Annotated in this window: 19 protein-coding genes and 4 pseudogenes; 10 read left to right on the top strand and 13 right to left on the bottom strand. The window is 72.4% G+C overall.

Annotation, left to right across the window (positions count from 1 at the left end; translation table 11 throughout):
- Positions 1 to 7: 7 nt before the first annotated feature.
- The 3 genes and pseudogenes from ABZX79_RS04000 to ABZX79_RS03990 all read right to left on the bottom strand — a co-directional run bounded on the left by ABZX79_RS04000 (position 8) and on the right by ABZX79_RS03990 (position 1,077).
- Entirely contained in the window at positions 8 to 244 is a 237-nt protein-coding gene (locus ABZX79_RS04000; protein WP_355251180.1) for a hypothetical protein, read from the bottom strand.
- Positions 245 to 293: 49 nt separating this feature from the next.
- Positions 294 to 702 (bottom strand): annotated as a pseudogene (locus ABZX79_RS03995) (ABC transporter substrate-binding protein); the annotation flags it as partial.
- A gap of 78 nt (positions 703 to 780) precedes the next feature.
- Positions 781 to 1,077, bottom strand: coding sequence for an SHOCT domain-containing protein (locus ABZX79_RS03990; protein WP_355251177.1), 297 nt, complete (start codon positions 1,075 to 1,077; stop codon positions 781 to 783).
- A gap of 21 nt (positions 1,078 to 1,098) precedes the next feature.
- Here ABZX79_RS03990 and ABZX79_RS03985 point away from each other — a divergent pair.
- Positions 1,099 to 1,612 (top strand): annotated as a pseudogene (locus ABZX79_RS03985) (hypothetical protein); the annotation flags it as partial.
- Positions 1,613 to 1,879: 267 nt separating this feature from the next.
- Here ABZX79_RS03985 and pip read toward each other — a convergent pair.
- Positions 1,880 to 2,852, bottom strand: a pseudogene (pip, locus tag ABZX79_RS03980) (prolyl aminopeptidase).
- Positions 2,849 to 4,081, bottom strand: a complete 1,233-nt coding sequence (locus ABZX79_RS03975; RefSeq protein ID WP_355251174.1) for an ROK family protein — start codon at positions 4,079 to 4,081, stop codon at positions 2,849 to 2,851. Before ABZX79_RS03975 ends, pip begins: the two are co-directional and overlap by 4 nt.
- 109 nt (positions 4,082 to 4,190) lie before the next feature.
- On the opposite strand from ABZX79_RS03975, the gene ABZX79_RS03970 reads away from it, so the two are divergent.
- The 4 genes and pseudogenes from ABZX79_RS03970 to ABZX79_RS03955 all read left to right on the top strand — a co-directional run bounded on the left by ABZX79_RS03970 (position 4,191) and on the right by ABZX79_RS03955 (position 9,673).
- Positions 4,191 to 5,429, top strand: coding sequence for an MFS transporter (locus tag ABZX79_RS03970; protein ID WP_355251171.1), 1,239 nt, complete (start codon positions 4,191 to 4,193; stop codon positions 5,427 to 5,429).
- A gap of 71 nt (positions 5,430 to 5,500) precedes the next feature.
- A complete protein-coding gene (locus ABZX79_RS03965) occupies positions 5,501 to 5,851 on the top strand; it encodes a hypothetical protein (RefSeq protein ID WP_355251168.1) in 351 nt (116 codons plus the stop codon).
- A 77-nt stretch (positions 5,852 to 5,928) separates the two neighbouring features.
- Positions 5,929 to 8,838 carry a poly(A) polymerase gene (locus tag ABZX79_RS03960; RefSeq protein WP_355251165.1) on the top strand — a complete coding sequence of 970 codons (2,910 nt, stop codon included), beginning with the start codon at positions 5,929 to 5,931 and terminating at the stop codon, positions 8,836 to 8,838.
- Between the two features lie 101 nt (positions 8,839 to 8,939).
- A pseudogene (locus ABZX79_RS03955) lies at positions 8,940 to 9,673 on the top strand (maleylpyruvate isomerase family mycothiol-dependent enzyme).
- A gap of 158 nt (positions 9,674 to 9,831) precedes the next feature.
- Here the strand turns inward: ABZX79_RS03955 and ABZX79_RS03950 are convergent.
- The 3 genes from ABZX79_RS03950 to ABZX79_RS03940 form a co-directional block, all read right to left on the bottom strand.
- Entirely contained in the window at positions 9,832 to 10,497 is a 666-nt protein-coding gene (locus tag ABZX79_RS03950) for a response regulator transcription factor (RefSeq protein WP_355251162.1), read from the bottom strand.
- Entirely contained in the window at positions 10,494 to 11,672 is a 1,179-nt protein-coding gene (locus tag ABZX79_RS03945; protein WP_355251159.1) for a histidine kinase, read from the bottom strand. Before ABZX79_RS03945 ends, ABZX79_RS03950 begins: the two co-directional genes overlap by 4 nt.
- 197 nt (positions 11,673 to 11,869) lie before the next feature.
- On the bottom strand, positions 11,870 to 12,616 hold the full coding sequence (locus ABZX79_RS03940; protein ID WP_355251157.1) for a TetR/AcrR family transcriptional regulator: 747 nt from the start codon (positions 12,614 to 12,616) through the stop codon (positions 11,870 to 11,872).
- A gap of 128 nt (positions 12,617 to 12,744) precedes the next feature.
- Here ABZX79_RS03940 and ABZX79_RS03935 point away from each other — a divergent pair, with 128 nt between their 5' ends.
- Complete coding sequence (locus ABZX79_RS03935) at positions 12,745 to 13,200, top strand: nitroreductase family deazaflavin-dependent oxidoreductase (protein WP_355251154.1); 456 nt, start codon at positions 12,745 to 12,747, stop codon at positions 13,198 to 13,200.
- A 6-nt stretch (positions 13,201 to 13,206) separates the two neighbouring features.
- On the opposite strand, the gene ABZX79_RS03930 is transcribed toward ABZX79_RS03935, so the two are convergent.
- Positions 13,207 to 14,421, bottom strand: coding sequence for a geranylgeranyl reductase family protein (locus tag ABZX79_RS03930; protein ID WP_355251151.1), 1,215 nt, complete (start codon positions 14,419 to 14,421; stop codon positions 13,207 to 13,209).
- 162 nt (positions 14,422 to 14,583) lie between these two features.
- Between ABZX79_RS03930 and ABZX79_RS03925 the strand changes: the two genes are divergently transcribed.
- Both ABZX79_RS03925 and ABZX79_RS03920 read left to right on the top strand, forming a co-directional pair.
- Positions 14,584 to 15,948 carry a dipeptidase gene (locus ABZX79_RS03925; RefSeq protein WP_355251148.1) on the top strand — a complete coding sequence of 455 codons (1,365 nt, stop codon included), beginning with the start codon at positions 14,584 to 14,586 and terminating at the stop codon, positions 15,946 to 15,948.
- A gap of 82 nt (positions 15,949 to 16,030) precedes the next feature.
- Positions 16,031 to 16,765: an MBL fold metallo-hydrolase gene (locus ABZX79_RS03920; RefSeq protein WP_355251145.1), complete on the top strand. Its 735-nt coding sequence runs from the start codon at positions 16,031 to 16,033 to the stop codon at positions 16,763 to 16,765.
- On the opposite strand, the gene ABZX79_RS03915 is transcribed toward ABZX79_RS03920, so the two are convergent.
- Positions 16,724 to 17,761, bottom strand: a complete 1,038-nt coding sequence (locus tag ABZX79_RS03915; protein ID WP_355251142.1) for an NUDIX domain-containing protein — start codon at positions 17,759 to 17,761, stop codon at positions 16,724 to 16,726. The two genes, ABZX79_RS03920 and ABZX79_RS03915, sit on opposite strands and share 42 nt — an antisense overlap.
- A gap of 265 nt (positions 17,762 to 18,026) precedes the next feature.
- Between ABZX79_RS03915 and ABZX79_RS03910 the strand changes: the two genes are divergently transcribed.
- Positions 18,027 to 18,215 carry a hypothetical protein gene (locus ABZX79_RS03910; protein ID WP_214967020.1) on the top strand — a complete coding sequence of 63 codons (189 nt, stop codon included), beginning with the start codon at positions 18,027 to 18,029 and terminating at the stop codon, positions 18,213 to 18,215.
- 49 nt (positions 18,216 to 18,264) lie between these two features.
- Here the strand turns inward: ABZX79_RS03910 and ABZX79_RS03905 are convergent, their stop codons facing one another.
- Together ABZX79_RS03905 and ABZX79_RS03900 are read right to left on the bottom strand one after the other, a co-directional pair.
- A complete protein-coding gene (locus tag ABZX79_RS03905) occupies positions 18,265 to 18,738 on the bottom strand; it encodes a tetratricopeptide repeat protein (RefSeq protein ID WP_355251139.1) in 474 nt (157 codons plus the stop codon).
- A 39-nt stretch (positions 18,739 to 18,777) separates the two neighbouring features.
- Positions 18,778 to 19,749: an ROK family protein gene (locus tag ABZX79_RS03900; protein WP_355251136.1), complete on the bottom strand. Its 972-nt coding sequence runs from the start codon at positions 19,747 to 19,749 to the stop codon at positions 18,778 to 18,780.
- 142 nt (positions 19,750 to 19,891) lie between these two features.
- Between ABZX79_RS03900 and ABZX79_RS03895 the strand changes: the two genes are divergently transcribed.
- The gene (locus ABZX79_RS03895; RefSeq protein WP_355251133.1) at positions 19,892 to 20,932 is read left to right on the top strand and encodes a LacI family DNA-binding transcriptional regulator; all 1,041 of its coding nucleotides are present in this window, start codon (positions 19,892 to 19,894) and stop codon (positions 20,930 to 20,932) included.
- A 238-nt stretch (positions 20,933 to 21,170) separates the two neighbouring features.
- Here the strand turns inward: ABZX79_RS03895 and ABZX79_RS03890 are convergent, their stop codons facing one another.
- Positions 21,171 to 22,955, bottom strand: coding sequence for a serine/threonine-protein kinase (locus ABZX79_RS03890; RefSeq protein ID WP_355251130.1), 1,785 nt, complete (start codon positions 22,953 to 22,955; stop codon positions 21,171 to 21,173).
- Positions 22,956 to 22,968 lie beyond the last annotated feature (13 nt).

Below are 22,968 nucleotides of genomic sequence, written 5' to 3'. Positions count from 1 at the left end.
GCTGTCGCTACGGCGCTACTCCGTAGCGATGGCGCGCAGTACGTCCAGGCGCACCTGCGGCGAGTCCGACCAGTACGACCACGGCCAGCTGTACCGGCGGCAGCGCGAACGCGAAGGCGGTGCCGCCCACGCCTTCGGATGCCTTCACGAGCACCCAGCCGAGGAAGGCACCGAGGGCGAGCCCGCCCGCCGTTGCGAAGGCGGCGACCAGCACCGACTCCCAGCGGACCATGACGCGCAGCACGCCGACCTCCCCTGGTCCGTTCGTGGACGGCGAGCGTCAGGGTGTTGGCGATGCCGCCGAGCAGTCCGGCCGCGGACGCGACCACGGCGACGACGCTCGCTTCGGCGAGGGTCGATCCGACGACCTGGCGGCGGAACGCGCCGAGTGCGCGCAGCAGGGCGTCCGGAGATCGCGTCCTGGTTCTCCTCGGTGAACTCCTGACCGGTGATCGCTTCGGTGCCTTCGGGGAGTACGGACGTCAGCGCGTCCACGAGTTCCCGCTGGCTGGTGCCGGGGCCCGCCCGTACCTGGATGCTCGACGCCTCCCCCGGCTCGGGCGTGAGGTACTTCTCGGCGTCGGCCCGCGTCATCCCGGTGTAGGTGACCTGGCCCATGCCGTCCCCGCCGCCGAAGGTGGCCAGTCCGACGACCGTCACCTTCACCGGGTCGGGGGTACGCAGCACGGTGGTGTCGCCGACCCCTGCCGTAGACCTTCACGGCGTCGACGACGCGGGCGGCGGTCTCGGCGGCGAACGCCGCGGTGGTGGCGGTGCCGGTCATGCGGCACCGCCCTTGGACGCGGTGCGGCCGAACTGCTCGTCCAGTACGGACAGCCTGCGCCAGTACTCCTCCTCGTCGATCTCACCGGAGGCGAAGCGGCGGCCGAGCATCGCGATCGGCGAGCTTTCGCTGTGCGACACGCGCTCCTGCCAGGGGCCGCGTCGTCCGGTCCGTCCGCCGCGCCACACACCAGTGCGACGCAGCACGGTGACGACGCCGACGACGACGGCCGCCCAGATCAGAGGGAAGAAGAGAATCCACGGGCCGGGTCCTTCGTGCGCCAGGGTGTTCATCTCGGTCAGCTCCTCGGTGCGGTGGTCTCGTTGTGCGGTGCTACGAGCGTCGCTCCGGGAGGGGGGTCTGGTCGTCGTACAGCCGGCGGCAGTGTGCGTACCACGCGGGGAGTAGGCAGGGCCTTGGTGGCTGCTTCCGGCTGGGGCAAGCCCGACCTCGCGCCGGCCGCGATCCGCCGTACGGTCGAGGAGATGCGGACCGTGGCGGAGGCGGTGCTGGGCGGCGACGGTCGGCGTACGAGCGAATCTCGGCGTACCTGCTGCGCGAGCGCGACGTACTACGCGGCTGCCCGGTCGGGCGGCTGACGATGGACCCGGACGTCATCGCCGACGACGCCCTCGACTGGCTGTTCGGACGGCTCGCCGGAATCGTCGAAGAGGGCGTCGCGGCGGGCGAGTTCGGCGCCCGTGTCGAGCCCGCCGACGGCGCGGCGACGATCGTCGCGACCGTGCAGGGCGGATACGTACTGGCCCGCGCCTCCGGCTCGACAGCTCCCTTCGAAGCCGGCGTCCGGCCCTGCTCGCCCTCCTCGCCCCACCACCCCGCCACCTGGGCAGACAGTGGTGAGCTCCGTATGCACCGTTCTCAGAGACCTTCCCGCGAACGCGTTGGGTGTGTGACGCCCTCGCGTGCGCACCACGCCACGCACTGGCAGCTCCCGGAGCAGCTGGCGGCGGCCGGGGCGCCTGGCCTGCCGTACCTGCTCGGCGGTTGCGTCCGCGCCTTGAAGTGACCCTGGAGGAAGCTCTCGTGGAGCGCATTCTCACCGGAACGCGGCGCGCGCGTTCGGGACGGACTGGTTCAGCGGCTGACCCGCCGGCTCGCGAAACGGTCGAGTGCGCCGAGCACGAGTGCACGCATCGTCTCACTGCCCTTGTGCCCCGCGTCGTCGACGACGGTGAGGTCCGCGTCCGGCCAGACCTGCGCGAGTTCCCAGGCGGTGCCGTGCGGGCTGCTCAGGTCGTGGCGGCCGTGGAGCAGTACGCCCGGGATGCCGGCCAGGCGTCCGGCGTCGCGCAGCAGTTGGCCCTCGTCCAGCCAGGCGCCGTGCGCGAAGTAGTGGGAGGCGATACGCACCAGTGCGATGCGGGCGGCGGAGGGGCGGTCGCTGTAGGGGTTGGTGCTGCCGCTCGGTTCGAGGGAGAGCACGGCGTCCTCCCAGGTGCACCAGTCGGCCGTTGCCTTCTCGCGTACGGCCGGGTCAGGGTCCGACACGAGGCGGGCGTACGCGGCGACGATGTCGCCGCCGCGGTCGTTCTCGGGAACGCCCGACCGGAACTTCTGCCATGCCTCGGGAAAGAACCGTGCGATGCCCCGGTACAGCCAGTCGATTTCGGAGCGGCGGGTCGTGGTGACACCGGAGATGACGATTTCCGAGACGCGGTCCGGGTGGCTCTCGGCGTACGCGAGGATCAGCGTGGATCCCCAGGAACCGCCGAAGAGCAGCCAGCGGTCGATCCCGAGGTGCTCCCTCAGCTGTTCCATGTCGCGGATCAGCTGGTGGGTGGTGTTGTGGGTGAGGTCGGTGGCGGGGTCGCTCGCGTGCGGGGTGCTTTGGCCGCATCCGCGCTGGTTCGAAGAGGACCGTCCGGTAGCGCTCCGGGTCGAAACAGCGGCGTGCGCCAGGGCCGCAGCCGGAGCCCGGGCCGCCGTGGACGACGAGTGCGGGCTTGCCGGCGGGGTTGCCGCAGACCTCCCAGTGGACGAGGTTCCCGTGGCCGACGTCGAGCATGCCCTGGTCGTACGGCTCGATGGGCGGGTAGAGCTCGGTCATGAGGTTGCCTTGGAGCCCGCGAGCGCGGCGAGCGGGTCGTCGAGCACCGGCTGCCATGCCAACTCCGCCGCCCCGACCAGGCTGTTGTGGTCCAGCGTGCACGGCAGGATCGGTACGCCGCCGCTTCGCCCCCACAGGCTGCGGTCGGCCACTACGGCGCGCAGCCGCTCCGGGTCGGCGTCGAGCAGTTCTCGGTGGAGGCCGCCGAGGATGATGCGGTCGGGGTTGAGGATGTTCACGAGTCCGGCGAGGCCGAGGCCCAGGCGGTCGATCAGCTCTTCGCCCGCGCCGCGGATCGCCGGGTCGTCGTACTGTCCGCGCAGCAGCTCGCGGGACTGCTGGAGCAGCGAGACCTCGGGGCCGGGGGTTCGGCCGGCCGCGTTGAGGAAGGCCAGCGGGTCGGTCTCGACGTCGAGGCAGCCGCGGCCGCCGCAGTAGCAGGGGCGGCCGTCGGGGTTGACCGTGAGGTGGCCCACTTCGAGGGCGAGGCCCGAACTGCCGGTGTGCAGGCGGCCGTCGATGACCAGCGCCCCGCCGACGCCGCGGTGGCCCGTGGCGACGCAGAGCAGGTGCTGGGCGCCGCGGCCGGCGCCGTGGCGGTGCTCGGCGAGGGCGGCGAGGTTGACATCGTTGCCCGCGAAGGCGGGGCCCGCGAGGCCTGCGGCGCGTACCTGCTCGGCGAAGATGTCGCGGACCGGGGAGCCGGCGGGCCAGGCGAGGTGCAGCGGGTTGAGGGCGGTGCCCTCCGGCTCCGCCACGGCGGACGGCACGGCGAGGCCGGCGCCCACGCAACGGCGGCCGCTCTCGCGCAGCAGTACGGCTCCGGCCTCGACCACCGACCCGATGACCTGCGCCGGGTCGGGGGCCACCGTCTTGCGGCCGGGCGCGGTCGCGACGATCCGGCCGCCGAGGCCCACGAGCGCCGCCCGGTAGCCGTCGGCGTGGATCTGCGCGGCGAGGACGACGGGGCCCGAGTCGTTGACGGCCAGCCGGTGTGAGGGGCGGCCCTGTGATCCGGCCGCCGCGCCGGGCCGGGAGTCGACCTGGATCAGCCCCAGGGCCTCCAGTTCGGCGGCGACCGCTCCGGCGGTGGCCCTGGTGACGCCGAGCTCGGCGGTGAGGACGGCGCGGGTCGGGGCCCGTCCTGTGTGCACCAGTTCCAGGGCGGGGCCGAGCGCGCTCCGGCCCCTCTCCAGCCTCGTTTTGATAGTGGTCGCCTTCCCGTTCATGGGGGCGAGTCTCCCATGCCTGTGAAGATCGTCCGGGTCCGGCTCCGGTTGTCCGTGGCGCTCACCTGTCGTCTTGTACGGATCCTGGGGCGGCCCCTATGCTGAGTTTGTGCCGCACCTAAACAAACTACGGACGGCCGTTCCGGGGGGCCCGGGCGCAAACAGCGCCGCAACCTCCCTGTCCCGCCTCCGTACCGCCCTGACCGTGTTCTTCGCCCTCGACGGCTTCCTCTTCGCCGGCTGGGTGGTCCGCATCCCCGCCATCAAGGAGCAGACCGGAGCCTCCGCGAGCGACCTGGGCCTCGCCCTGCTGGGGGTGTCCGGGGGCGCGGTGATCACGATGATGCTCACCGGGCGCCTGTGCCGGCGCTTCGGCAGCCACCCGGTGACGGTGGGCTGCGGGGTGCTGCTGTCGCTGAGCATCGCGCTGCCCGCGCAGACGCACTCGACGCTCGCGCTCGGCCTCGTACTGCTGGTGTTCGGCGCTTCGTACGGCGGGATCAACGTCGCGATGAACAGCGCCGCGGTCGACCTGGTCGGGGCCATGCGGCGCCCGGTGATGCCCAGCTTCCACGCCGCCTTCAGCCTTGGCGGCATGGCGGGGGCCGGCCTCGGCGGCCTGGTGGCGGCGCAACTTCCCGCCACCACCCACCTGCTGGCCCTGACGGGCATCGGGCTTGTCGTCACCGCCGTGGCCGGTCCCGCGCTGCTGCGCCACCCTGCGCCCGCCGCGGAGCGTTCCCGAGAACGCCCCGAGAAGGCACCGGGGAACGGTCCGCGGCCGCTCTCGGGAACGGCCCGTAAGGCCGTCGCGCTCTTCGGGGTGATCGCGCTGTGCACGGCGTACGGCGAAGGGGCACTCGCCGAGTGGGGCACCCTCCATCTCCAAGAGGACCTCCACGCCCACCCGGGTATCGCGGCGGCCGGGTACTCCCTCTTCGCGCTGGCCATGGCGGTGGGCAGGCTCAGCGGCACCGCGCTGCTCGAACGGCTCGGCCAGACCCGCACTCTCGTCGCGGGCGGGTCCGTCGCGGCCGCGGGCATGCTGCTCGGCGCGCTCGCACCGGCGACCTGGGTCGTGCTCCTCGGCTTCGCCGTGACCGGCCTCGGCCTCGCGAACATCTTCCCCGTGGCGGTCGCCAGAGCAGGCGCGCTCGCCGGGCCGAGCGGTGTCGCGGCGGCGTCCACGCTCGGTTACGGCGGCATGCTCGTCGGCCCGCCCGTCATCGGGTTCCTCGCCGACTGGTTCTCCCTGCCCGTCGCGCTGACGACGGTGGCGATGCTGGCCGCGGTCGCCGCGCTGCTCGGGTACGCGGCGCGGAACGTGTCGTCGGGAGGGCCCACCTGAGTAGGCGTACTCAGGCGAGGCCGGCTGCGCGGGGGCACCCTGGAGGAACCACACCGGACGGAGAGACCACCATGACCACTCGACGGCTGCGCGCCATCGCCCGCCTGACGTTCCGCAATCCCGCCTCGCTGGTCTACCTCGGCCTGGTCGCGGCGACCGCGGTGTTCGTCACGGTCGACACCCTCTTCGTGACCCACGAGGACGCCTCCTTCGCCGGGGTGTCGCTGTTCCTCCTCAGCGCACCGACGATCTTCGCCTTCCTCATAGGCGGCGACCTGTCCGGAGTGGCCGTGAGCGAGTCCGCCTGGTTCCTGTACGTCGCCCTGCCGCTCTCCGTACTCATCCAGTCGTTCGCGCTCGGCTGGTTCGTCCGGCTGCTCCGCGACGCCTCGCCCCGCCACGCCCACCCGCAGGGCGCCTGACGCCCCGGCCGTCCGCCCGCGCGCATCGCCCCCGCCGATGGCGGGATCATGGCCTTGGACCCACGTCCGGAGGTGTGATGCGTACGAGCGAGGAGATCTACCACCAGGTCCTGTGGGACCCGCGGTTCGACCCGGCCCGGTTCGTGCTGGGGATCAGCCAACGCGGGGCCGCACCCGAGCGGCTGGCGCTGCCCTCCTTCGTACCGGGCGGTGACATCCCGTGGCACCGAGTGGTGTTCGTAGAAGCGGACGGCGAGGTGGTCTGGGACCGGGCAACCGGTGTGGACCGGATCAACGCCGCACAGGCCGGCCGGGCCCGGTATCCGCGTCGTTTGCTGGGGCCGTTCTTCACGGCCGGAACGCCCTGCACATGGGACCCGTCAGCAGCCACCTGGCGCCCCGCGGACCGCGACCGCGCCGGCGGCCGGGCATCGGCGGGAGCGCGGGCAGAGCGGCTGCGCGTACTGACGTGGAACACCCTGTGGGACCGGTACGACGCCCACCGCGTCGACACCGCCCGGCGCAGGCCGCTGCTGCTGGCCGCCCTGGAACACGCCGATGCCGACGTCATCGCGCTGCAAGAGGTCGAGACCGAACTGCTCGCCATGCTGCTGCGGTCCCGCTGGGTGCGCGACGGCTACACCGTGTCCACCGCCCCCGTTACCGAGGACGTGTACGAGAGCGGACTGCTGCTGCTCAGCCGACTGCCCGTACACGAGGCGGCGTGGCACGAGCTCGGGCCGCACAAGGCCGTCGCGGCCCTCACCGTCGAGACGGCCGCCGGGCCGCTGGTGCTGCTGACCACTCACCTGTCCAGCGACCACTCCGTCGACGGACCGGTCCGGCGGGAGGCCGAACTGGCCCGGCTCGCCGAGGGACTGGCCGCGATCGGCGGCGATGTGATCCTGCTGGGCGACCTCAACGAGCAGGGGGACGGACCGGCCGGTGTACTGGGTCTGAGCGACGCCTGGACCGAGGTGCACGGCCCCGGTGACGCGGCGCCCACCTTCGACCCGCGCGTCAACCCGCTGGCCGCGATCTCGTCGCTGTCCGGCCGGGCGGCCCGGCTGGACCGGGTGCTCCTGCGGGAGGGGGGAACACTGCGGCCGGCCCGGGCGGTCCTGCGGGGCGTGTCGCCGAGTGAGGAGGGCCAGTTCGTGTCGGACCACTTCGGCGTGGAGGTGGACTTGACCGTACGCGCCGCCCCAGATCTCCCAGGAGTATTCGACGTTACGCCGACGCCCCGCACAGCGGTGGCATGGATGCCCTCGCCGGAGCTCTGGCCGCCCATCCAGGACATCCGCCAGGAACACGACCCGCAGATCCGCCGCTGGCCACCCCATGTGAACCTGCTCTTCGGTTTCGTGCCGGAGTCCGACTTCGAGCAGGCCGCCCCGCTGCTCTCGGCCGCAGCGGCCGAGACCGCCCCTTTCACCGCCCGCCTCGCGGGAGTACGTGCCTTCACGCACCGGGACTACTCCACCGTCTGGCTCGACCCGGCGGCGTCCGCCCTGGCGCCCTGGACGGAGTTGCAGCGCGCGCTGGAGGAGCGGTTCCCGCGTTGCCGGGGCCGAGCGCGCCGCTTCACTCCGCATCTGTCCCTCGGACGCACCCGGGAGCCACGCCGGCTCACGACCGAGTGTGCCGCCCGGCTGGGCAGCACGTCGGCGCACGTCGGCGAGCTTGTCCTGCTCTCCCGCCGGGGCAGTGAGCCAATGCGGCCACGGGCGACGATCGCCCTGGGCACGGGCGAGGTGCGGTGGCTGTCCGAACCCCACACGGAGGAACTGGCGGCAGAGGCCGCCGGTCCGCGGACAGCGGAGCTGGTCGCGCGGCGCGTCTGTGAGGCACTGGCCGAAGGAGTCGTGTACGTCACCGGATCGCGGCGCATGGGCTGTGCCCTCGCCGGCGCGGACCTGAACCTGGTGGCGGCTCTGCCGGGCACCGTCGACATGGAGGACATCCAGGCGCGGGTCGTCGCGGCGCTGCCCGGCGCCACCGGGGTACGGCAAGTGCCGGGCGCGGGGGTACAGGGCCTGCGGCTGCGCGTCGACAGCCTGGAAGTCGACCTGGTGGTCGTCGCCGCCGGAAGCCTCGCCCCCGCCGAGGCGGTGGCCCGCCGCACCGAACTCGGTGACGCGGCCGCGATCGCCCTGAGCGCCGTCAGCGACGCCGAAGCGGTACTCGCCGCGGCCCGCGGCAACCTCGCCGCATTCGCCCGGCTGGCCAGGGAGGTGAAGGCCTGGGCCCGGGCACGCGGCCTGGACTCGGCCCCCTTCGGCGGGCTGCCGGGCCTGGCCTGGACCGTACTGGCGGCGCGAACGGCCCGAGAAGCGGGGAACCTTCCCGCCGCCGACCTGCTCCGGCGCTTCTTCTCCACGTGGGCCGCCTGGGACTGGCGCGAACCGGTGAGTCTCGCTCCCCACACCACCCCACCCGCGCGACCTGGGCGACCTGGGCGACCCGTGTCGATCACGACCCCAACCGCGCCCGTCCGGCTGTGCACCGAACAGGTCGGCCCCGGGGGACGAGACCTGTTGGCCCAGGAGCTCTACCAGGCTTGGGAGAGCCTGGAGTCAGCGGCCCGGACCGGCAGTGACGCCCGGACCGAACTCCTCTCGCCACCGCCTCTCCACCGGCGTCACGCGGCCTGGGCGGTGGTGACCGTACGAACAACAAAAGGAGGCGAATCCTCCGAGGACCCCGAGGACCCCGAGGACCTCGAGGACCTCGAAGTCGCCCTGGGACGCTTCCGGGCCCGCCTCGGGGCACTGCTCACCACTCTCGGACAGGCCGGCTCTCCGGACGCTCATGCCTGGCCCCGCCCCTTCGAGACCACACCGGGCTCCGCCCGCTACGCGATCGGCCTCGGCCACACCCCACCGGACGCCTCCCAACTCGCCGACCTGGCCGCCGGATGGCTCAGGGGCCTGCCGGGGGTTGAGATCGAATGGGCGGAAGGCGGCGCCGTACCTACGCTCTCATGACTTCGGATCGGCGCTTATGGAGGAAACACTTCCTCGATGACCTGTCGTTCGGGCCCAAATACAGGGGCGCGTGAACAGGCCCGGCTGACACAATCCTCCGCGTGGAGACTGCCGAATTCATCGAAACACTCGACCAGCAAGACCAGTTGCTGGCCGCAGCCGCCGAACAGGCGGGCACCGGCGCCCCCGTGCCCACCTGCCCCGGCTGGGAGGTGCGGGATCTGCTGCGGCACACGGGCGTGGTCCACCGGTGGGCGACGACGTATGTCATCGAGGGCCATACGGAGCGCCGGCCCCTCGGGAGCGAGCCCGACCTGGACGGCGACGCGCTGCTCCACTGGTTCCGGGAGGGGCACAGCCTGCTGGTGGCGGCACTGAACAGTGCCCCCAAGGACCTGGAGTGCTTCGCCTTCCTGCCCGCGCCCTCGCCGCTCGCCTTCTGGGCGCGGCGTCAGGCGCATGAGACGGCCGTACACCGCGTGGACGCGGATTCGGCGCTGGGCGCCGGAGTGTCGCCGGTGGGTTCCGAGTTCGCGGCGGACGGCGTCGACGAGCTGCTGCGCGGGTTCCACGCCCGTGACCGCAGCCGGGTGCGCACCGAGGGGCCGCGCGTTCTGCGCGTACGAGCGACAGACTCGGGCGACGTGTGGACGATGCGCCTCTCCGACATACCGCCGCGCACGGAGCAGAACGACGACGGGCCTGCCGACTGCGAGGTGAGCGCCCCGCCGAGCAGCTCTACCTCGCCCTCTGGAACCGGCTGCCGCTCTCCTCGCTCACCGTGTCCGGTGACGACGCGCTCGTGCGCCTGTGGCAGGAGAAGTCAGGCATCTGATCCCGCCCGCCACTACCCGGTCCGGTCCGCAGGCATCCGCGCGAGCACCGCGCGCTGGAGGGGCCGGGCCCCGGCGTGGCGCGGCTACATCCCGGGTACGGCGGCCTGCTCCTGATCTTCGGCCGCTTCTCGGCGGTCAAGGACGCGTCCGTACAGCGTCAGCCCAGCCAGCCGGGGCGTACCAGACCCGACTCGTAGGCCAGTACGACCAGTTGGGCCCGGTCGCGGGCGCCGAGCTTCACCATGGTGCGGCTGACGTGCGTCTTCGCGGTGAGCGGGCTGACGACCAGACGGCGGGCGATCTCCTCGTTGGACAGGCCGATGCCCACCAGGGCCATCACCTCCCGCTCCCGCTCGGTGAGCTCCCCCAGCGCCTCGTCCCCGGCCGGCTCCTTGGAGCGGGCCGCGAACTCCGCGATCAGCCTGCGGGTGACGCCGGGCGACAGCAGCGCGTCCCCGTCCACCACGGCCCGTACCGCCCGCAACAGCTCTTCGGGCTCGGTGTCCTTGACGAGAAATCCCGAGGCTCCGTTGCGGATCGCCTCGAAGACGTACTCGTCGAGCTCGAAGGTGGTCAACATGATCACCTTTACGCCGTCCAACGCCGCGTCACCGGTGATCCTGCGGGTGGCGGCGAGACCGTCGAGCAGGGGCATGCGGATGTCCATCAGTACGACGTCGGGGCGCACTTCGCGCACCCGGCGTACCGCTTCCTCGCCGTCGGCCGCCTCCCCCGCGACCTCGATGTCGGGCTGCGCGTCCAGCAGGGCGCGGAAACCGGCCCGTACGAGCGACTGGTCGTCGGCGAGCAGTACGCGGATCACGACTTCTCCTTCTGCGCGTCGGGCGAGTTTCGTGCGGCGGGGAACGGAAGTGTGGCCTCCACGCGGAAGCCGCCGTCCGGGCGCGGCCCGGCCTCGATCGTGCCACCGAGGGCGGCGGCGCGCTCCCGCATTCCCACCAGGCCGTTGCCGCTGCCGCCCGCGGCGCCGCCGGTGGCCGGGCCGTCGTCGTCGATGCGCAGGTCGAGACGGTCAGGCGCATAACCGAGCCTGACGCGGGCCGTGCGCGAGCCGGAGTGTCTGACCACGTTGGTCAGGGCCTCCTGGACGACGCGGAAGGCGGCGAGGTCGGCGCCGGGCGGCAGGTCGGACCGTACTCCCTCGGTCACGACCTCCACGGTGAGGCCGGCTCCCGAGGCCTGTTCCACCAGTTCGGGAAGCCGGTCGAGTCCGGGCGCCGGGGAGCGCGGTGCGTCCCCCGGGGCGCGGAGCGTGTCGAGGACCTGCCGCACCTCACCGAGGGCCTCTTTGCTGGCGGCCTTGATGGTGGTCAGGGCGCTGCGGGCCTGTTCGGGATCGGCGTCGAGGAGAGCGAGGCCCATGCCCGCCTGGACGTTGATGACCGAGATGCTGTGAGCGAGTACGTCGTGGAGCTCGCGGGCGATGCGCAGCCGTTCTTCGTCGGCGCGCCGCTTCTCGGCGGCCTGCCGCTCGACGCGCTCGCGCGCCCACTGCTCCCTGCGTACGCGCACGAGTTCGGACGCGGCGAGGATGGCCACCACCCAGGCCGCTACGACCAGTTCCTGCCCCCAGGGGGCGGGCTCGTCCCCACCCGGTGGCAGCCACCTGTAGAGCCAGTGCGAGCTAAGGACGTGGCCCACCCAGAGCATCCCCAGGGCCCACCAGGCCGCCCGCCGGTGACCGGCGACGATGGCGGCGAAGCAGCCCATGGCGGCGGGGATGAAGACCGGTCCGTACGGATATCCCGCACCCAGGTAGACCATCGCCGCCGCCGACGTACCGAAGGCCACGAACACGGGGTACCGGTGACGCAGCAGGAGAAGCGCCGCTCCCACGAACAGCAGGAGGCGGGCGAAGACGTCGAGCTGTTCCCGGTCGATCTGTTCCCCGGCCGCGAACCCGGACCCCATCTGCACGAACGCGATCACGAGCAGCGTCGAGACCCATGGCAGCCGCCCGCCCGTCTGCCGGGTCATCCAGGACTGCCATGGCGGCGGCCCGCCCCGTTGCCAGGAAGGACCGCCGCACCACCGTTCATGCTGCGGTTTCATAGCGGCCACGCTAGACCGGGCACGGCGGCCGGGGCGTCAGCCGGGCGGCGTGATCACGCGTACTCCCTGCGCAGTAGGTAACTGGGTCGTCGGGGTACGGCCGAGGCGTGCGGCCAGCGTAGTCAGGGTCCGTCGCTGCTGCCGGGCGCGGCGAAGGGGACCCCGCCCGCGGACTTGCCGCCGATCAGGCCCACGCTGTGGGCAAGGTTCTCGGCGGCGTACTCGAAGAACGTGTCGCGGTCCTCGACGATCCGGTTGAACTGACCGAAGAGCTCGAAGGAGATCAGGCCGAACAGCTGCGACCAGGCGCCGACCAGGGCGGCGACGACCGGCGGGGGGAGGTCCGGGGCCACGTCCGCGGTGATCCGCCGGGCTTCGGCGCGCAGGGCGGCGGCGAGGGGCGGAACGGCGAGGCCGTTGTCCTGGTGGGCGGTGCGTACGACGGAGATGAGGCTCTGGCCGACGCGGGAGGCGGGGCCGACGGTTGTCATGGGCGCGGTGTACCCGGGGACGGGCGAGCCGTAGATCAGGGCGTACTCGTGGGGGTGCGCGAGCGCCCAGGTGCGTACGGCCCGGCAGACGGCGGTCCAGCGGGCGGGGTGGGGGGCGTGGTCGGGCTGCCGGGCGAGGGCGGTCTCGGCGGCGGCGCCCACGGCGTCGTACGCGTCGACGATCAGGGCGGTGAGGAGTTCGTCGCGGCTGGGGAAGTAGCGGTAGAGCGCGGAGGAGACCATGCCGAGCTCGCGGGCGACGGCGCGCAGGGAGAGCTTCGCGGCGCCTTCGGCGGCAAGCTGTCTGCGCGCCTCTTCCTTGATGGCCGCTGTCACTTCGATCCGTGCTCGTTCTCTGGCTCCGCGCATGGTGCTCATGGAAGAGCATTTTGCCACGCCGGAGAGCACCGACCAATAACGAGAGCACTGCTCTTGCTTTGGAACACTGATTCCGTGCACACTGCTCTCAAGCGAGAGCAGTGCTCTCTCAACTGGTGGAGGCCGTCATGTCGCAGTCGCAGCCGTACTACCTCAAGGGCAGTCCGATGGCCATCCGGCTGAACAACGCCGTGGGCTGGCTCGCCCGCCACGGTTTCAGCCTGCTCGGCTCCGCCGAGCTGTCCGTACGCGGCCGCAAGAGCGGTCAGCTCCAGCGCATCCCCGTGAACCCGCACACCCACGACGGCGCCCAGTACCTGGTCTCCGCGCGCGGCCACTCCCACTGGGTCCGCAACATGCGCGCAGCCGGCCAGGGCGAGCTCAAGGTCGGCCGGAAGGTCCGCGGTTTCACCGCCGTCGAGATCCCCGACGCCGAGAAGCCGCTGGTGCTCCGCACCTACCTGGAGCGCTGGGGCTGGGAGGTCAACCAGTACTTCAAGGGCGTGACCGCCAAGTCCTCCGACGAGGAACTCCTGGCGGCCGCCCCCGACCACCCCGTCTTCCGCATCACCGTCACGTCATGAAAGAGGCTACGGCCGGTCCAGCGCACTCAGCGCCCGCTGGACGAGCGGGCGCGTACGCACCATCTCCGCCAGCGTCGTCGAGCCGCGCGTGATCCCGGCGAACATCGTCCAGGCCGGCCGGAATCCGGTTATGGCCGCATGCAGCAGCCCCGGCCGCCGCTCGAACAGCGCGAGCATCCGCCGTCCGACACCCATCTCCACGCCGAGCCCCGCCTTGATCGCGAAGGCGTAGTTCAGCGCCTGGCGGCGAGCGTCGACGGCGTCCTGCGCCTCCGCGATCCGCACCGCCCACTCCCCCGCGAGCCGCCCGGAGCGCAGCGCGAAGGAGATGCCCTCGCGGGTCCACGGCTCCAGCAGTCCCGCCGCGTCCCCGCACACCAGTACCCGGCCGCGCGACAGCGGCGAGTCGTCACTGCGGCACCGCGTCAGGTGCCCCGAGGAAACCGCCGGCTCGAAGCCGGCCAGCCCCAGCCGCGCGATGAAGTCCTCCAGGTACCGCTTGGTGGCGGCGCCGTCGCCGCGCGCCGAGATCACCCCGACCGTCAGCGTCTCGCCCTTGGGGAAGACCCAGCCGTAACTGCCCGGGATCGGCCCCCAGTCGATGAGCACCCGTCCCGCCCAGTCCTCAGCGACCGTGGCCGGCACCGGAATCTCGGCCTCGAGCCCCAGATCCACCTGGTCGAGCTTCACCCCGACATGCGCCCCGATCCGGCTGGCGCTGCCGTCCGCGCCGACCACCGCACGCGCCAGCACCGTCTCTCCACCCGCCAGGACAACGGCCACCGTGCGCCGGTCCGGCACGGCCGCGCCGTGCTGCTCGACCCGCGCCACCGTCGCTCCGGTACGGACCACGGCGCCCGCCTTCTCGGCCTCCTGGACCAGGGCGGCGTCGAATTCCGGCCGGTTGATGAGCCCGAAGAGCATCTGCTTCGAACGGCGCGTCCGCGTCAGCTTCCCGCCCAGCGAGAACGTCACGGCGTGCACACGATCCTTGAACGGCAGTTCGAAGCCGGGCGGCAGCGCGTCGCGCGAAGGCCCGATGATCCCGCCGCCACAGGTCTTGTAACGGGGCAGCTCCGCCTTCTCCAGGAGGAGTACGCGCCGTCCCGCGACCGCGGCCGCGTATGCCGCCGACGACCCGGCCGGACCCGCACCGACCACGACCACGTCCCACACCGGCTCTTCGTGCTCACGTCCGGCGTCTGCGTTCTCGCTGCTCACGATGTGCTTCTGCTCCTGATCGGCCCGGTGATCCGTACTGCTGACGCATCCTACGGCGCAGGAGCCGCCGATCTCTCTGTGGGAGGATCGGGCGGTGCTTGTCGGCCACCCCGTACGAACACATACACGCACAACAACGTCGCACTCACGAGGAGCGTGCCCATGACCGCGAATCCGATCGCCGAGACCATCGCCTCGCTGATGCCCCGCGCGAAGACGGAGCTCGCCGAGCTGGTGGCTTTCGAGTCGGTGGCGGATCCCGCGCAGTTCCCGAAGAGCGAGTGCGAGGCAGCAGCGCTCTGGTGCGCCGACACGCTGCGCACGGAGGGCTTCCAGGACGTCGCACTGCTGGACACCCCCGACGGCACACAGTCCGTGTACGGGTTCCTCCCGGGCCCGGCGGGTGCTCCGACCGTTCTGCTGTACGCGCACTACGACGTTCAGCCGCCGCTGGACGAGTCGGCCTGGGTCTCCCCGCCGTTCGAGCTGACCGAGCACAACGGCCGCTGGTACGGGCGCGGCGCCGCCGACTGCAAGGGCGGCTTCATCATGCACCTGCTCGCGCTGCGCGCCCTGAAGGCCAACGGCGGTGTCCCGGTCTCGGTGAAGGTGATCGCGGAGGGCTCGGAGGAGCAGGGCACCGGCGGCCTGGAGGCGTACGCCGAGGCGCACCCGGACCTCCTCGCCGCCGACACGATCGTCATCGGCGACACCGGCAACTTCCGTGTCGGCCTGCCGACGGTCACCGCGACGCTGCGCGGCATGACCATGCTGCGCGTACGCGTCGACACCCTCGAAGGCAACCTGCACTCGGGCCAGTTCGGCGGCGCCGCCCCGGACGCGCTGGCCGCGCTCATCCAGCTGCTGGCCTCGCTGCGCGCCGAAGACGGTTCGACGACCGTGGACGGGCTGACCACGGACGCCTCGTGGGACGGCCTGGAGTACCCGGAGGCCGAGTTCCGCAAGGACGCGCGGGTACTCGACGGTGTCGGCCTGATCGGCCACGGCACGGTCGCCGACCGCATCTGGGCCCGCCCCGCCGTCACCGTCATCGGCATCGACTGCCCGCCGGTGGTCGGCGCGACGCCGTCCCTCCAGGCGAGTGCGCGGGCGCAGATCAGCCTGCGGGTGCCGCCGGGCCAGGACGCCACCGAGGCGACGAAGCTGCTGACCACGCACCTCGAAGCGCACACTCCGTGGGGCGCGCGGGTTTCGGTGGAACAGGTGGGCCAGGGCCAGCCGTTCAAGGCGGACGTGAGCAGCCCGGCGTACACCTCGATGGCGGAGGCCATGCGCGTGGCGTACCCGGGCGAGGAGATGCAGACGTCCGGCATGGGCGGCTCGATCCCGCTGTGCAACACGCTCGCCGCCCTCTACCCGAAGGCCGAGATCCTGCTCATCGGGCTGAGCGAGCCCGAGGCGCAGATCCACGCGGTGAACGAGAGTGTCTCGCCCGAGGAGCTGGAGCGGCTGTCCGTCGCGGAGGCACTGTTCCTGGTCAACTACGCCCGCTCCAAGCAGGGTTAGAAGCGAGGGTTACGCGCTGAGCGGAGATCGCCGACAGCGTAGGTCCGTGCGGCGGGCGGCCGGTCCGCCGTACGTTCGCCGCATGGATCTCGACGTGCTCGACGTAGTCCCCGACCGCCTGCACATGTTCCGCTTCCCCATCGGCCAGGCGTACCTCTGGCGCGACGGCGATGAGCTGACGCTGATCGACGCGGGCAACAAGGACGCCGCCCCGGACATCGAAGAGGCGATACGGAGCCTGGGCCTGCGCCCGGAGAACATCCGCCGGATCGTCCTCACCCACTGCCACCGCGACCACGTCGGCGCCGCCCAGGAACTCGCCGAGCGGTACGGCGCCGAGATCGTGGCGCACCGGCTCGACGCCCCCGTGATCCGCGGCGAGCAACCGGTGCCGGAGCCGGTGCTGCTGGACTGGGAGCGTCCGCTGTACGCCCACGGGCTGACCGTGCCGCCGGCCCCGGCCACCCGGGTGGACCGGGAGGCCGAGGACGGCGACCTGCTGGGCTTCGGCGACGGCGCGCGGGTCGTCCACTCCCCCGGCCATACGGACGGCAGCATCGCCGTCCATCTCCCGCACCACGGTGTGCTGTTCACGGGCGACTGCGTCGCCGGGGTCGGTCAGATCATGCTCGGCGTGTTCAACACCGACCGGGAGCGGGCCCTGGAGTCGCTGCGCCGCCTGGCGGCGCTCGCCCCCTCCACCGCCTGCTTCGGCCACGGCGACCCGCTGACGGACGACGCGGCGTACATCCTGCGGGCAGCAGCCGACCGGGCATCAGCCGACCGGGACTCCGGCCTCCAGATTGAGCACGGTTGACCTCTCGCGGGCCCGCAGCGCCCAGCGCAGCCGCTCGTAGCGGTTGGGGGGCAGCAGCCCGGCGGCCTCCTCCTCGGTGACGAAGCGCCAGCCGCGCAGTTCGGAGCCGGGCAGCACCAGCTGTCCGGCCGCCGCGCTGTCGAGCGTGCCGCCGTCGAAGATCAGGCGCAGACCGCCGAAGGCGGGTGGCCGCGGCGGCTCCCAGTCGACGACCAGCAGCCTTGGTACGTCGACGAGTTCCAGCCCTATCTCCTCCTCGACCTCACGTATCCCGGCGCGCGCGGGCGCCTCCCCCGGTTCCACGACACCGCCGGGGAATTCCCAGCCCGGCTTGTAGGTGGGATCGACGAGGAGCACCCTGCCCTCCTCGTCGAAGAGCAGCACGCCCGCGGCCACGGTCTCGGCCGTCGGCTCGGGCGTCTGCACGATCTCGCAGCTGCCGGCCGCCCCTGTCCGTACCGCGTCGGCGATCTGTACAGCGGTCTGGGCCGGGGTCAGCGCACTGGTGTCGATGACGTGGGCGTCGTGGGAGAGCCACGACAGCGCGGCGCGATAGGGCTCGATGTGCTCGTACGCCCATTGCCGTACGCGCTCGCTGCCTTCGGGGTCGTCCACCAGCTCCTCGCGGGCGGCGATCCGCCCGCGAAGGATCGTTTCGTCGGCCGACAGCAGCACATGGCACACCGGGATGCGACGCGCGGCGAGCCCGCCGAATATCTCGTCGCGGTACTCCTGGCGCAGGAGCGTCATGGGCACCACCAGCATGCCGCCCACTTCCGCGAGCAGCGCGGCCGCGGTGTCCACGACCAGGCGGCGCCAGATGGGGAGGTCCTGGTAGTCGGTGACCTCCGCGAGCCGCTTCTGCGGCAGCAGGTTCCGCAGTTCCCCGCCAATCAGTTCGGGGTCGTAGAAGGTGCTGTTCGGGATCAGATCGATCAGTTCGCGCGCGGCGCTGGTCTTGCCCGCACTGAACGCACCGTTGATCCAGACGATCACGGTTCCCCCTCTTCCGTAGCCCCCAGTGGCTTGCCCGCAACACACTGCCACGGAAACCGGGGGTCACCGCATGGTGCCCGCGACCGTTTGGGCACACAACCGTGCCGATGCTGTTGCATGCCAGGGGCAACGGTGCGGGGCACAGGTGGCGTCGAACCGTATGAGTGGATGCCCTGGTGGGACGCGGGAACCGTGACACACGTGCGCGAAGTCTCGTTGGGGCAACCGGAGCAAGAGTTCAGCAGGCATGGGAGCGGGGTGCGGCATGAGTCGCATGGTGTTGGAACAGTTCCCGGCCGGAGGCCCACGGGGCAGCTGGCCGGCTGAGGAATTCGCCCTGGCACGGCGCGCGGAGGGGTGCCCGGCGGAGGTCGTGATGGACCTGGAGGCGGACGCGTTCCTGGTGGTCGTGGTACAGCGGGCAGCGGAAGCGGGCTCGCAGGGGCGCGGCTAGGCGGTTACGGCTGCTCCGTGGCGTCGAGGTTGTCGAGGTCGTCGGCGTATTACTCGATCGCGCGGCGGTAGCTGCGCACCCTTGGGTCGTTGCTGGTGGCCGCCAGGGCCCTCAGCAGCGTCCGTACGGCTTCGCGGCCTTTGCCGGTGTTGTACAGGGCCATGGCCAGGAAGGACTCCAGGGCCGGGTCGTGCGGGAACTCCGCCAGGCCGCGGCGCAGGGTTCGCAGAGCCGGTTCGTAGCGGCCCAGCACGCGGTAAGTGCTGCCCAGGCCGAGGAAGACGCCGTGGCGGTCCTCGGCGGGCAGTCCGGGGACGCTCAGGGCGCGTTCGTAGAAGGGCACGGCCTCGCTCTCCAGGCCGAGCACGTCGTGCGCCCACGCGGTCTGGTAGGCGATCTCGGCGTCCTGCGGGTACCGCTCGGCCAGCGCCACCAACTGGACGCGGGCCTCGGCGGCCCGGCCGTCCGCGCGCAGCCGTACCGCCTCCGCCAGGGCCGTGTCCCGCTCTTGATCCCCATTCACGCGCCCACGCTCGCACGGCGGGAGGCACCGGGCAAAGTGTTATCCGACGTACGTCGCCGCCTCGCCCGGCTTCCCGCCGAGCCCGAGCGAGGCCGCGGCTGCCGCGCCCACCAGGCCCGCGTCGGTTCCGGTCAGGGCCGGGGCGACCTTGAGGCGCCGTACGAAGGAGAGCGTGGCGTACTCGCCGAGTGCGCGGCGCAGGGGTGCGAAGAGCACGTCGCCCGCGCCCGCCACTCCCCCGCCGATGACCGCGATCTCGATCTCGACGAGCGTCGCGGTCGCGGCGATGCCCGCGGCCAGGGCCTGGGCGGCCCGCCGGTACGACGCGACGGCGACCGGGTCTCCGGCGCGGGCGGCGGCCGCCACGGCGGCGGCGGTGGCGTCACCGTCGGGTCCCGGCCGCCAGCCCTGATCGAGCGCCCTGCGTGCGATGTTGGGGCCGCTGGCGATCCGCTCGACACAGCCTCGGGAGCCGCACGGGCACGGGTCGCCGTCCAGGTCGACGCTGATGTGACCGATGTGGCCCGCGTTGCCTGTCGGGCCGGGGTGCAGCCGCCCGCCCAGGACCAGGCCGCCACCGACGCCCGTGGAGACCACCAGGCACAGCGCGTTGTCGTACCCGCGGGCCGCGCCCTGCCAGTGCTCGGCGGCCGTCATGGCCACGCCGTCGCCGACGAGCGTGACCGGTCGGCCGGCCGCTGCCCGGCGTACCCGCTCGACCAGTGGGAAGTCACGCCAGGCCGGGACGTTGACCGGGCTGACCGTGCCGGCGGAGGCGTCCACCGGGCCCGCGCTGCCGATGCCGACGGCAGTGGCGCGCTCCCACAAGGGCGATGCGGTCAGCTGCGCGAACACCACGCCAACGGCGCCCATCACACTCTCGGCGTCCTCACGCGCGGGCGTCGGGCGCTGCGCGCGCAGGAGAATCCGACCGTCGCCGTCCACCAGCGCGCCGGCGATCTTGGTGCCGCCGATGTCGAGAGCCGCGACGAGGTCGGTGTCGGTGTGCATGGGGGGTTGGATCTCCAGGCGAGGCAGGCGTGTGGCAGGTCAGAGCCAGTCTCTATTCAGTTGACAACGTTGTCCAGGCCCTATGCTCGACGCCACACCGTTCGAACGCCGACCTCACCCGACTACGACAGGACATCGCACTGTGGCCGAGACCGAAAGCCGCCCCGAGCTCCGCTACGGCAACCGGCCGACCATGAAGGACGTCGCCGCCCGCGCCGGAGTCGGCCTCAAGACGGTCTCGCGCGTCGTGAACGGCGAACCGGGCGTCACGCCCGACACCGAACAGCGCGTCCAGGAAGCGATCGAGGCGCTGGGCTTTCGCCGCAACGACAGCGCGCGGGTGCTGCGCAAGGGCCGCACCGCCAGCATCGGCCTCGTCCTCGAAGACCTCGCGGACCCGTTCTACGGGCCGCTGAACCGCGCGGTCGAGGAAGTGGCCCGCGCCCACGGCGCCCTGCTCATCAACGGGTCGAGCGCCGAAGACCCGGCCCGGGAACAGGAGTTGGTACTGGCGCTCTGCGCCCGGCGCGTCGACGGTCTGATCGTGATCCCGGCCGGGGACGACCACCGCTATCTGGAGCCGGAGATCGCGGCGGGCGTCGCCACCGTCTTCGTGGACCGCCCCGCGGGGAAGATCGACGCGGATGTGGTGCTCTCCGACAGCTTCGGCGGCGCGCGCGAGGGCGTGGCCCATCTGATCGGGCACGGCCATCGCCGTATCGGCTTCATCGGCGACCAGCCGCGCATTCACACCGCGGGCGAGCGGCTCCGCGGCTACTACGCCGCGATGGAGGAAGCCGGGCTGCCGGCCGACGACGCGTGGGTCTCACTCGGCAGCACGGCTCCCGAGCGCGTACGGGGCGCCGTCACCGCGATGCTGGACACCGCCGACCCCGTCACCGCCATCTTCGCGGGCAACAACCGCGTGACGGTGACGGCGGTACGGGTCCTGGCCGAGCGGGAGCGTCCCGTCGCCCTGGTCGGGTTCGACGACATCGAACTCGCCGACCTGCTCCAGCCGGGCCTCACGGTCGTCGCGCAGGACGCCGCGATGCTGGGCCGCGCCGCGGCCGACCGCCTCTTCCGCCGCCTGGACGGCGTGAACGACGCTCCCGCGCGGGTGGAACTGCCGACACGCCTCATCGCGCGGGGATCGGGCGAGATCCCCCCGTGGACCCCCTGAGGGCCATGCGGCGCCGGCGGCCGCCGCTGCGGCAGGCGGCCCCCGGCCGCACCAGGTACGTGCAGAAGAGCGAACCCCACCGCGAAAGACACCACCGCGCCGCGAACCGTCGGCACCTTGCACCCCTGAGGCCTGTGCCGCGCCGGTGGCCGCCGCTGCGGCGGGTCGCCGACAGCCGCCACGGCGTTGCAGGGCGAACGCCGCCGCGAACGGGGCCACCGGGCCGAGCACCGTTGCGTCAGCAGACGGGCAGGCCGGGTACCGGCTCGTCGTTGTTGCCGCCCTTGATGTAGACGTCGCTGACGTAGACGTCGGTGTTGCCGCGGTCGTCGTCGGTCTTGGCCCACCAGACGTTCGTCCACTCGCCGGAGGTCTCCCTGCGGCCGAGGTTCTGCTGACAGTAGAAGTAGTTGGTGCCCGCGTTCAGGACGCCGACCTCGGCGCCGGACGCCGTGTAGGACGCAGCCGTCTTCCAGACCGTGCAGTTGTACTTGCCAGCGCCGATGCTGTGGCAGACGGGCTCCGGAGCGGGTTCGCCGGGACCGCTCCCGCCGCCGCTGGTCGTGGTCGTCGAGCCGCCGCTGCCGGAGCCGGAGCCGCCCGTCGCCGCGCCGCCGGAATCACCGGCCCCGCCGGACGTGTCCGCGCCGCCCGTGGAACCCGACGTACCGGAAGCGCCGGCGCCCGAGCCTGCGGAGTCCTTGCCGCCGGAGTCCTCGCCGCCGACGGGCGGCTTGGCGTCCGGTCGCGAGGTCTTCCCGGAGGCCTGCTCAGTGGACTTGGACGCGGCCGGCTTCTTCGTCGTGGCGGGCTCGCTGCCCGAAGGCATCCGGTCGAGGCTGCTGGGCGACCCGGCTTCTTCCTCCGCCCCCTTAGCCGAGCCGCCGGATGCCTGCTCCGTACGGTCCGTCAGTACGTACGTCACGCCGCCACCCGCCAGCAGGACCGCCGCCACGCCCGCCGCCACCAGAGCCGTCCTGCCGCGCCCGGGCCTCGGCTCCCGAGCGGGCACGGGCGCGGGCGCGGCAGCGGGGCCGGCGGGCGCCGACCGCGCGGGCTGCGGGCTCACGGCGGGGCCGAATCCCTCCGGCTGGTGCCGCAGCACGTTGCGCACAGTGGGCTCGCGGTGCGCACCGCCATAAGGGCCGTTCTGCTGCGAGACGCCGCCGAGCGCCGCCGTGTCCTCCCCGGCAGCGACCGCGGCGAGCAGCCGGGCCGCCTCCTGGGCGTCGGGACGCTGAGCCGGGTCCTTGCTCATCAGCTGCTGGAGTACGGGCCCGAGCGGCCCCGCCCGGCGCGGCTCCGGCAGCGGATCCTGGACGATCGCGGTCAGCGTGGACCACGTTGACGTACGGCGGAACGGCGAACCGCCCTCCACCGCCGCGTACAGCGTCGCGCCGAGCGCCCAGACGTCCGACGCGGGCCCCGGTTCCTGGCCCTGGGCGCGCTCGGGCGCCAAGTAGTCGAGGGAGCCGACCAGTTCGCCGCTGCGCGTGAGGTGGGTCGTGGAGCCGTCGCCCGGGTCGTCCATCGCGGCGATCCCGAAGTCGGTCAGAACCACCCGCCCGCTGGTGCGGTCGAGCAGCACATTGCCCGGCTTGACGTCGCGGTGCAGCACACCGACAGCGTGCGCGGCGCCCAGCGCCTCGAGCACCCTGGCGCCGATGGACGCGGCTTCGCGCGGGTCCAGAAGTCCCCGTTCGCTCAGTACGTCGTCCAGCGAGGGCCCGTCGACGAGTTCCATGACGATGACCGGGCGGCCGTTGTGCTCGGTGACGTCGTGGACGGCGATGACTCCGGGGTGCCGTACGCGCGCGGCGGCCCGCGCCTCGCGCTGCATCCGGATCCGCAGGCCGTCCAGTTCGGGCCCCGACGAGTCGTTGTACGTACGCAGTTCCTTGACCGCGACCTCGCGGCCGAGCACCTCGTCGACGGCGCGCCAGACGACGCCCATGCCGCCCCTGCCGAGCTGTTCGACCACCCGGTAGCGGCCGGCCAACCGCTCGTTCTCCCCCGTAGCCACCGCTGCCCCGTTC

The sequence above is a fragment of the Streptomyces sp. NPDC002994 genome, assembly GCF_040611155.1.
In the GTDB taxonomy this organism is placed as follows: Bacteria; Actinomycetota; Actinomycetes; order Streptomycetales; family Streptomycetaceae; genus Streptomyces.
Note: the sequence above shows the minus strand (reverse complement) of the source record. Positions and strands in the feature narration are given on the sequence as shown.

Excerpts from the sequence above, each read along its gene's own strand:
- ABZX79_RS03990 (WP_355251177.1), bottom strand. The coding sequence starts at position 1,077 with ATGAACACCCTGGCGCACGAAGGACCCGGCCCGTGGATTCTCTTCTTC.
- ABZX79_RS03975 (WP_355251174.1), bottom strand. The coding sequence starts at position 4,081 with ATGAACGGGAAGGCGACCACTATCAAAACGAGGCTGGAGAGGGGCCGG.
- ABZX79_RS03965 (WP_355251168.1), top strand. The coding sequence starts at position 5,501 with ATGACCACTCGACGGCTGCGCGCCATCGCCCGCCTGACGTTCCGCAAT.
- ABZX79_RS03960 (WP_355251165.1), top strand. The coding sequence starts at position 5,929 with ATGCGTACGAGCGAGGAGATCTACCACCAGGTCCTGTGGGACCCGCGG.
- ABZX79_RS03945 (WP_355251159.1), bottom strand. The coding sequence starts at position 11,672 with ATGACCCGGCAGACGGGCGGGCGGCTGCCATGGGTCTCGACGCTGCTC.
- ABZX79_RS03940 (WP_355251157.1), bottom strand. The coding sequence starts at position 12,616 with ATGAGCACCATGCGCGGAGCCAGAGAACGAGCACGGATCGAAGTGACA.
- ABZX79_RS03935 (WP_355251154.1), top strand. The coding sequence starts at position 12,745 with ATGTCGCAGTCGCAGCCGTACTACCTCAAGGGCAGTCCGATGGCCATC.
- ABZX79_RS03925 (WP_355251148.1), top strand. The coding sequence starts at position 14,584 with ATGACCGCGAATCCGATCGCCGAGACCATCGCCTCGCTGATGCCCCGC.
- ABZX79_RS03920 (WP_355251145.1), top strand. The coding sequence starts at position 16,031 with ATGGATCTCGACGTGCTCGACGTAGTCCCCGACCGCCTGCACATGTTC.
- ABZX79_RS03910 (WP_214967020.1), top strand. The coding sequence starts at position 18,027 with ATGAGTCGCATGGTGTTGGAACAGTTCCCGGCCGGAGGCCCACGGGGC.
- ABZX79_RS03900 (WP_355251136.1), bottom strand. The coding sequence starts at position 19,749 with ATGCACACCGACACCGACCTCGTCGCGGCTCTCGACATCGGCGGCACC.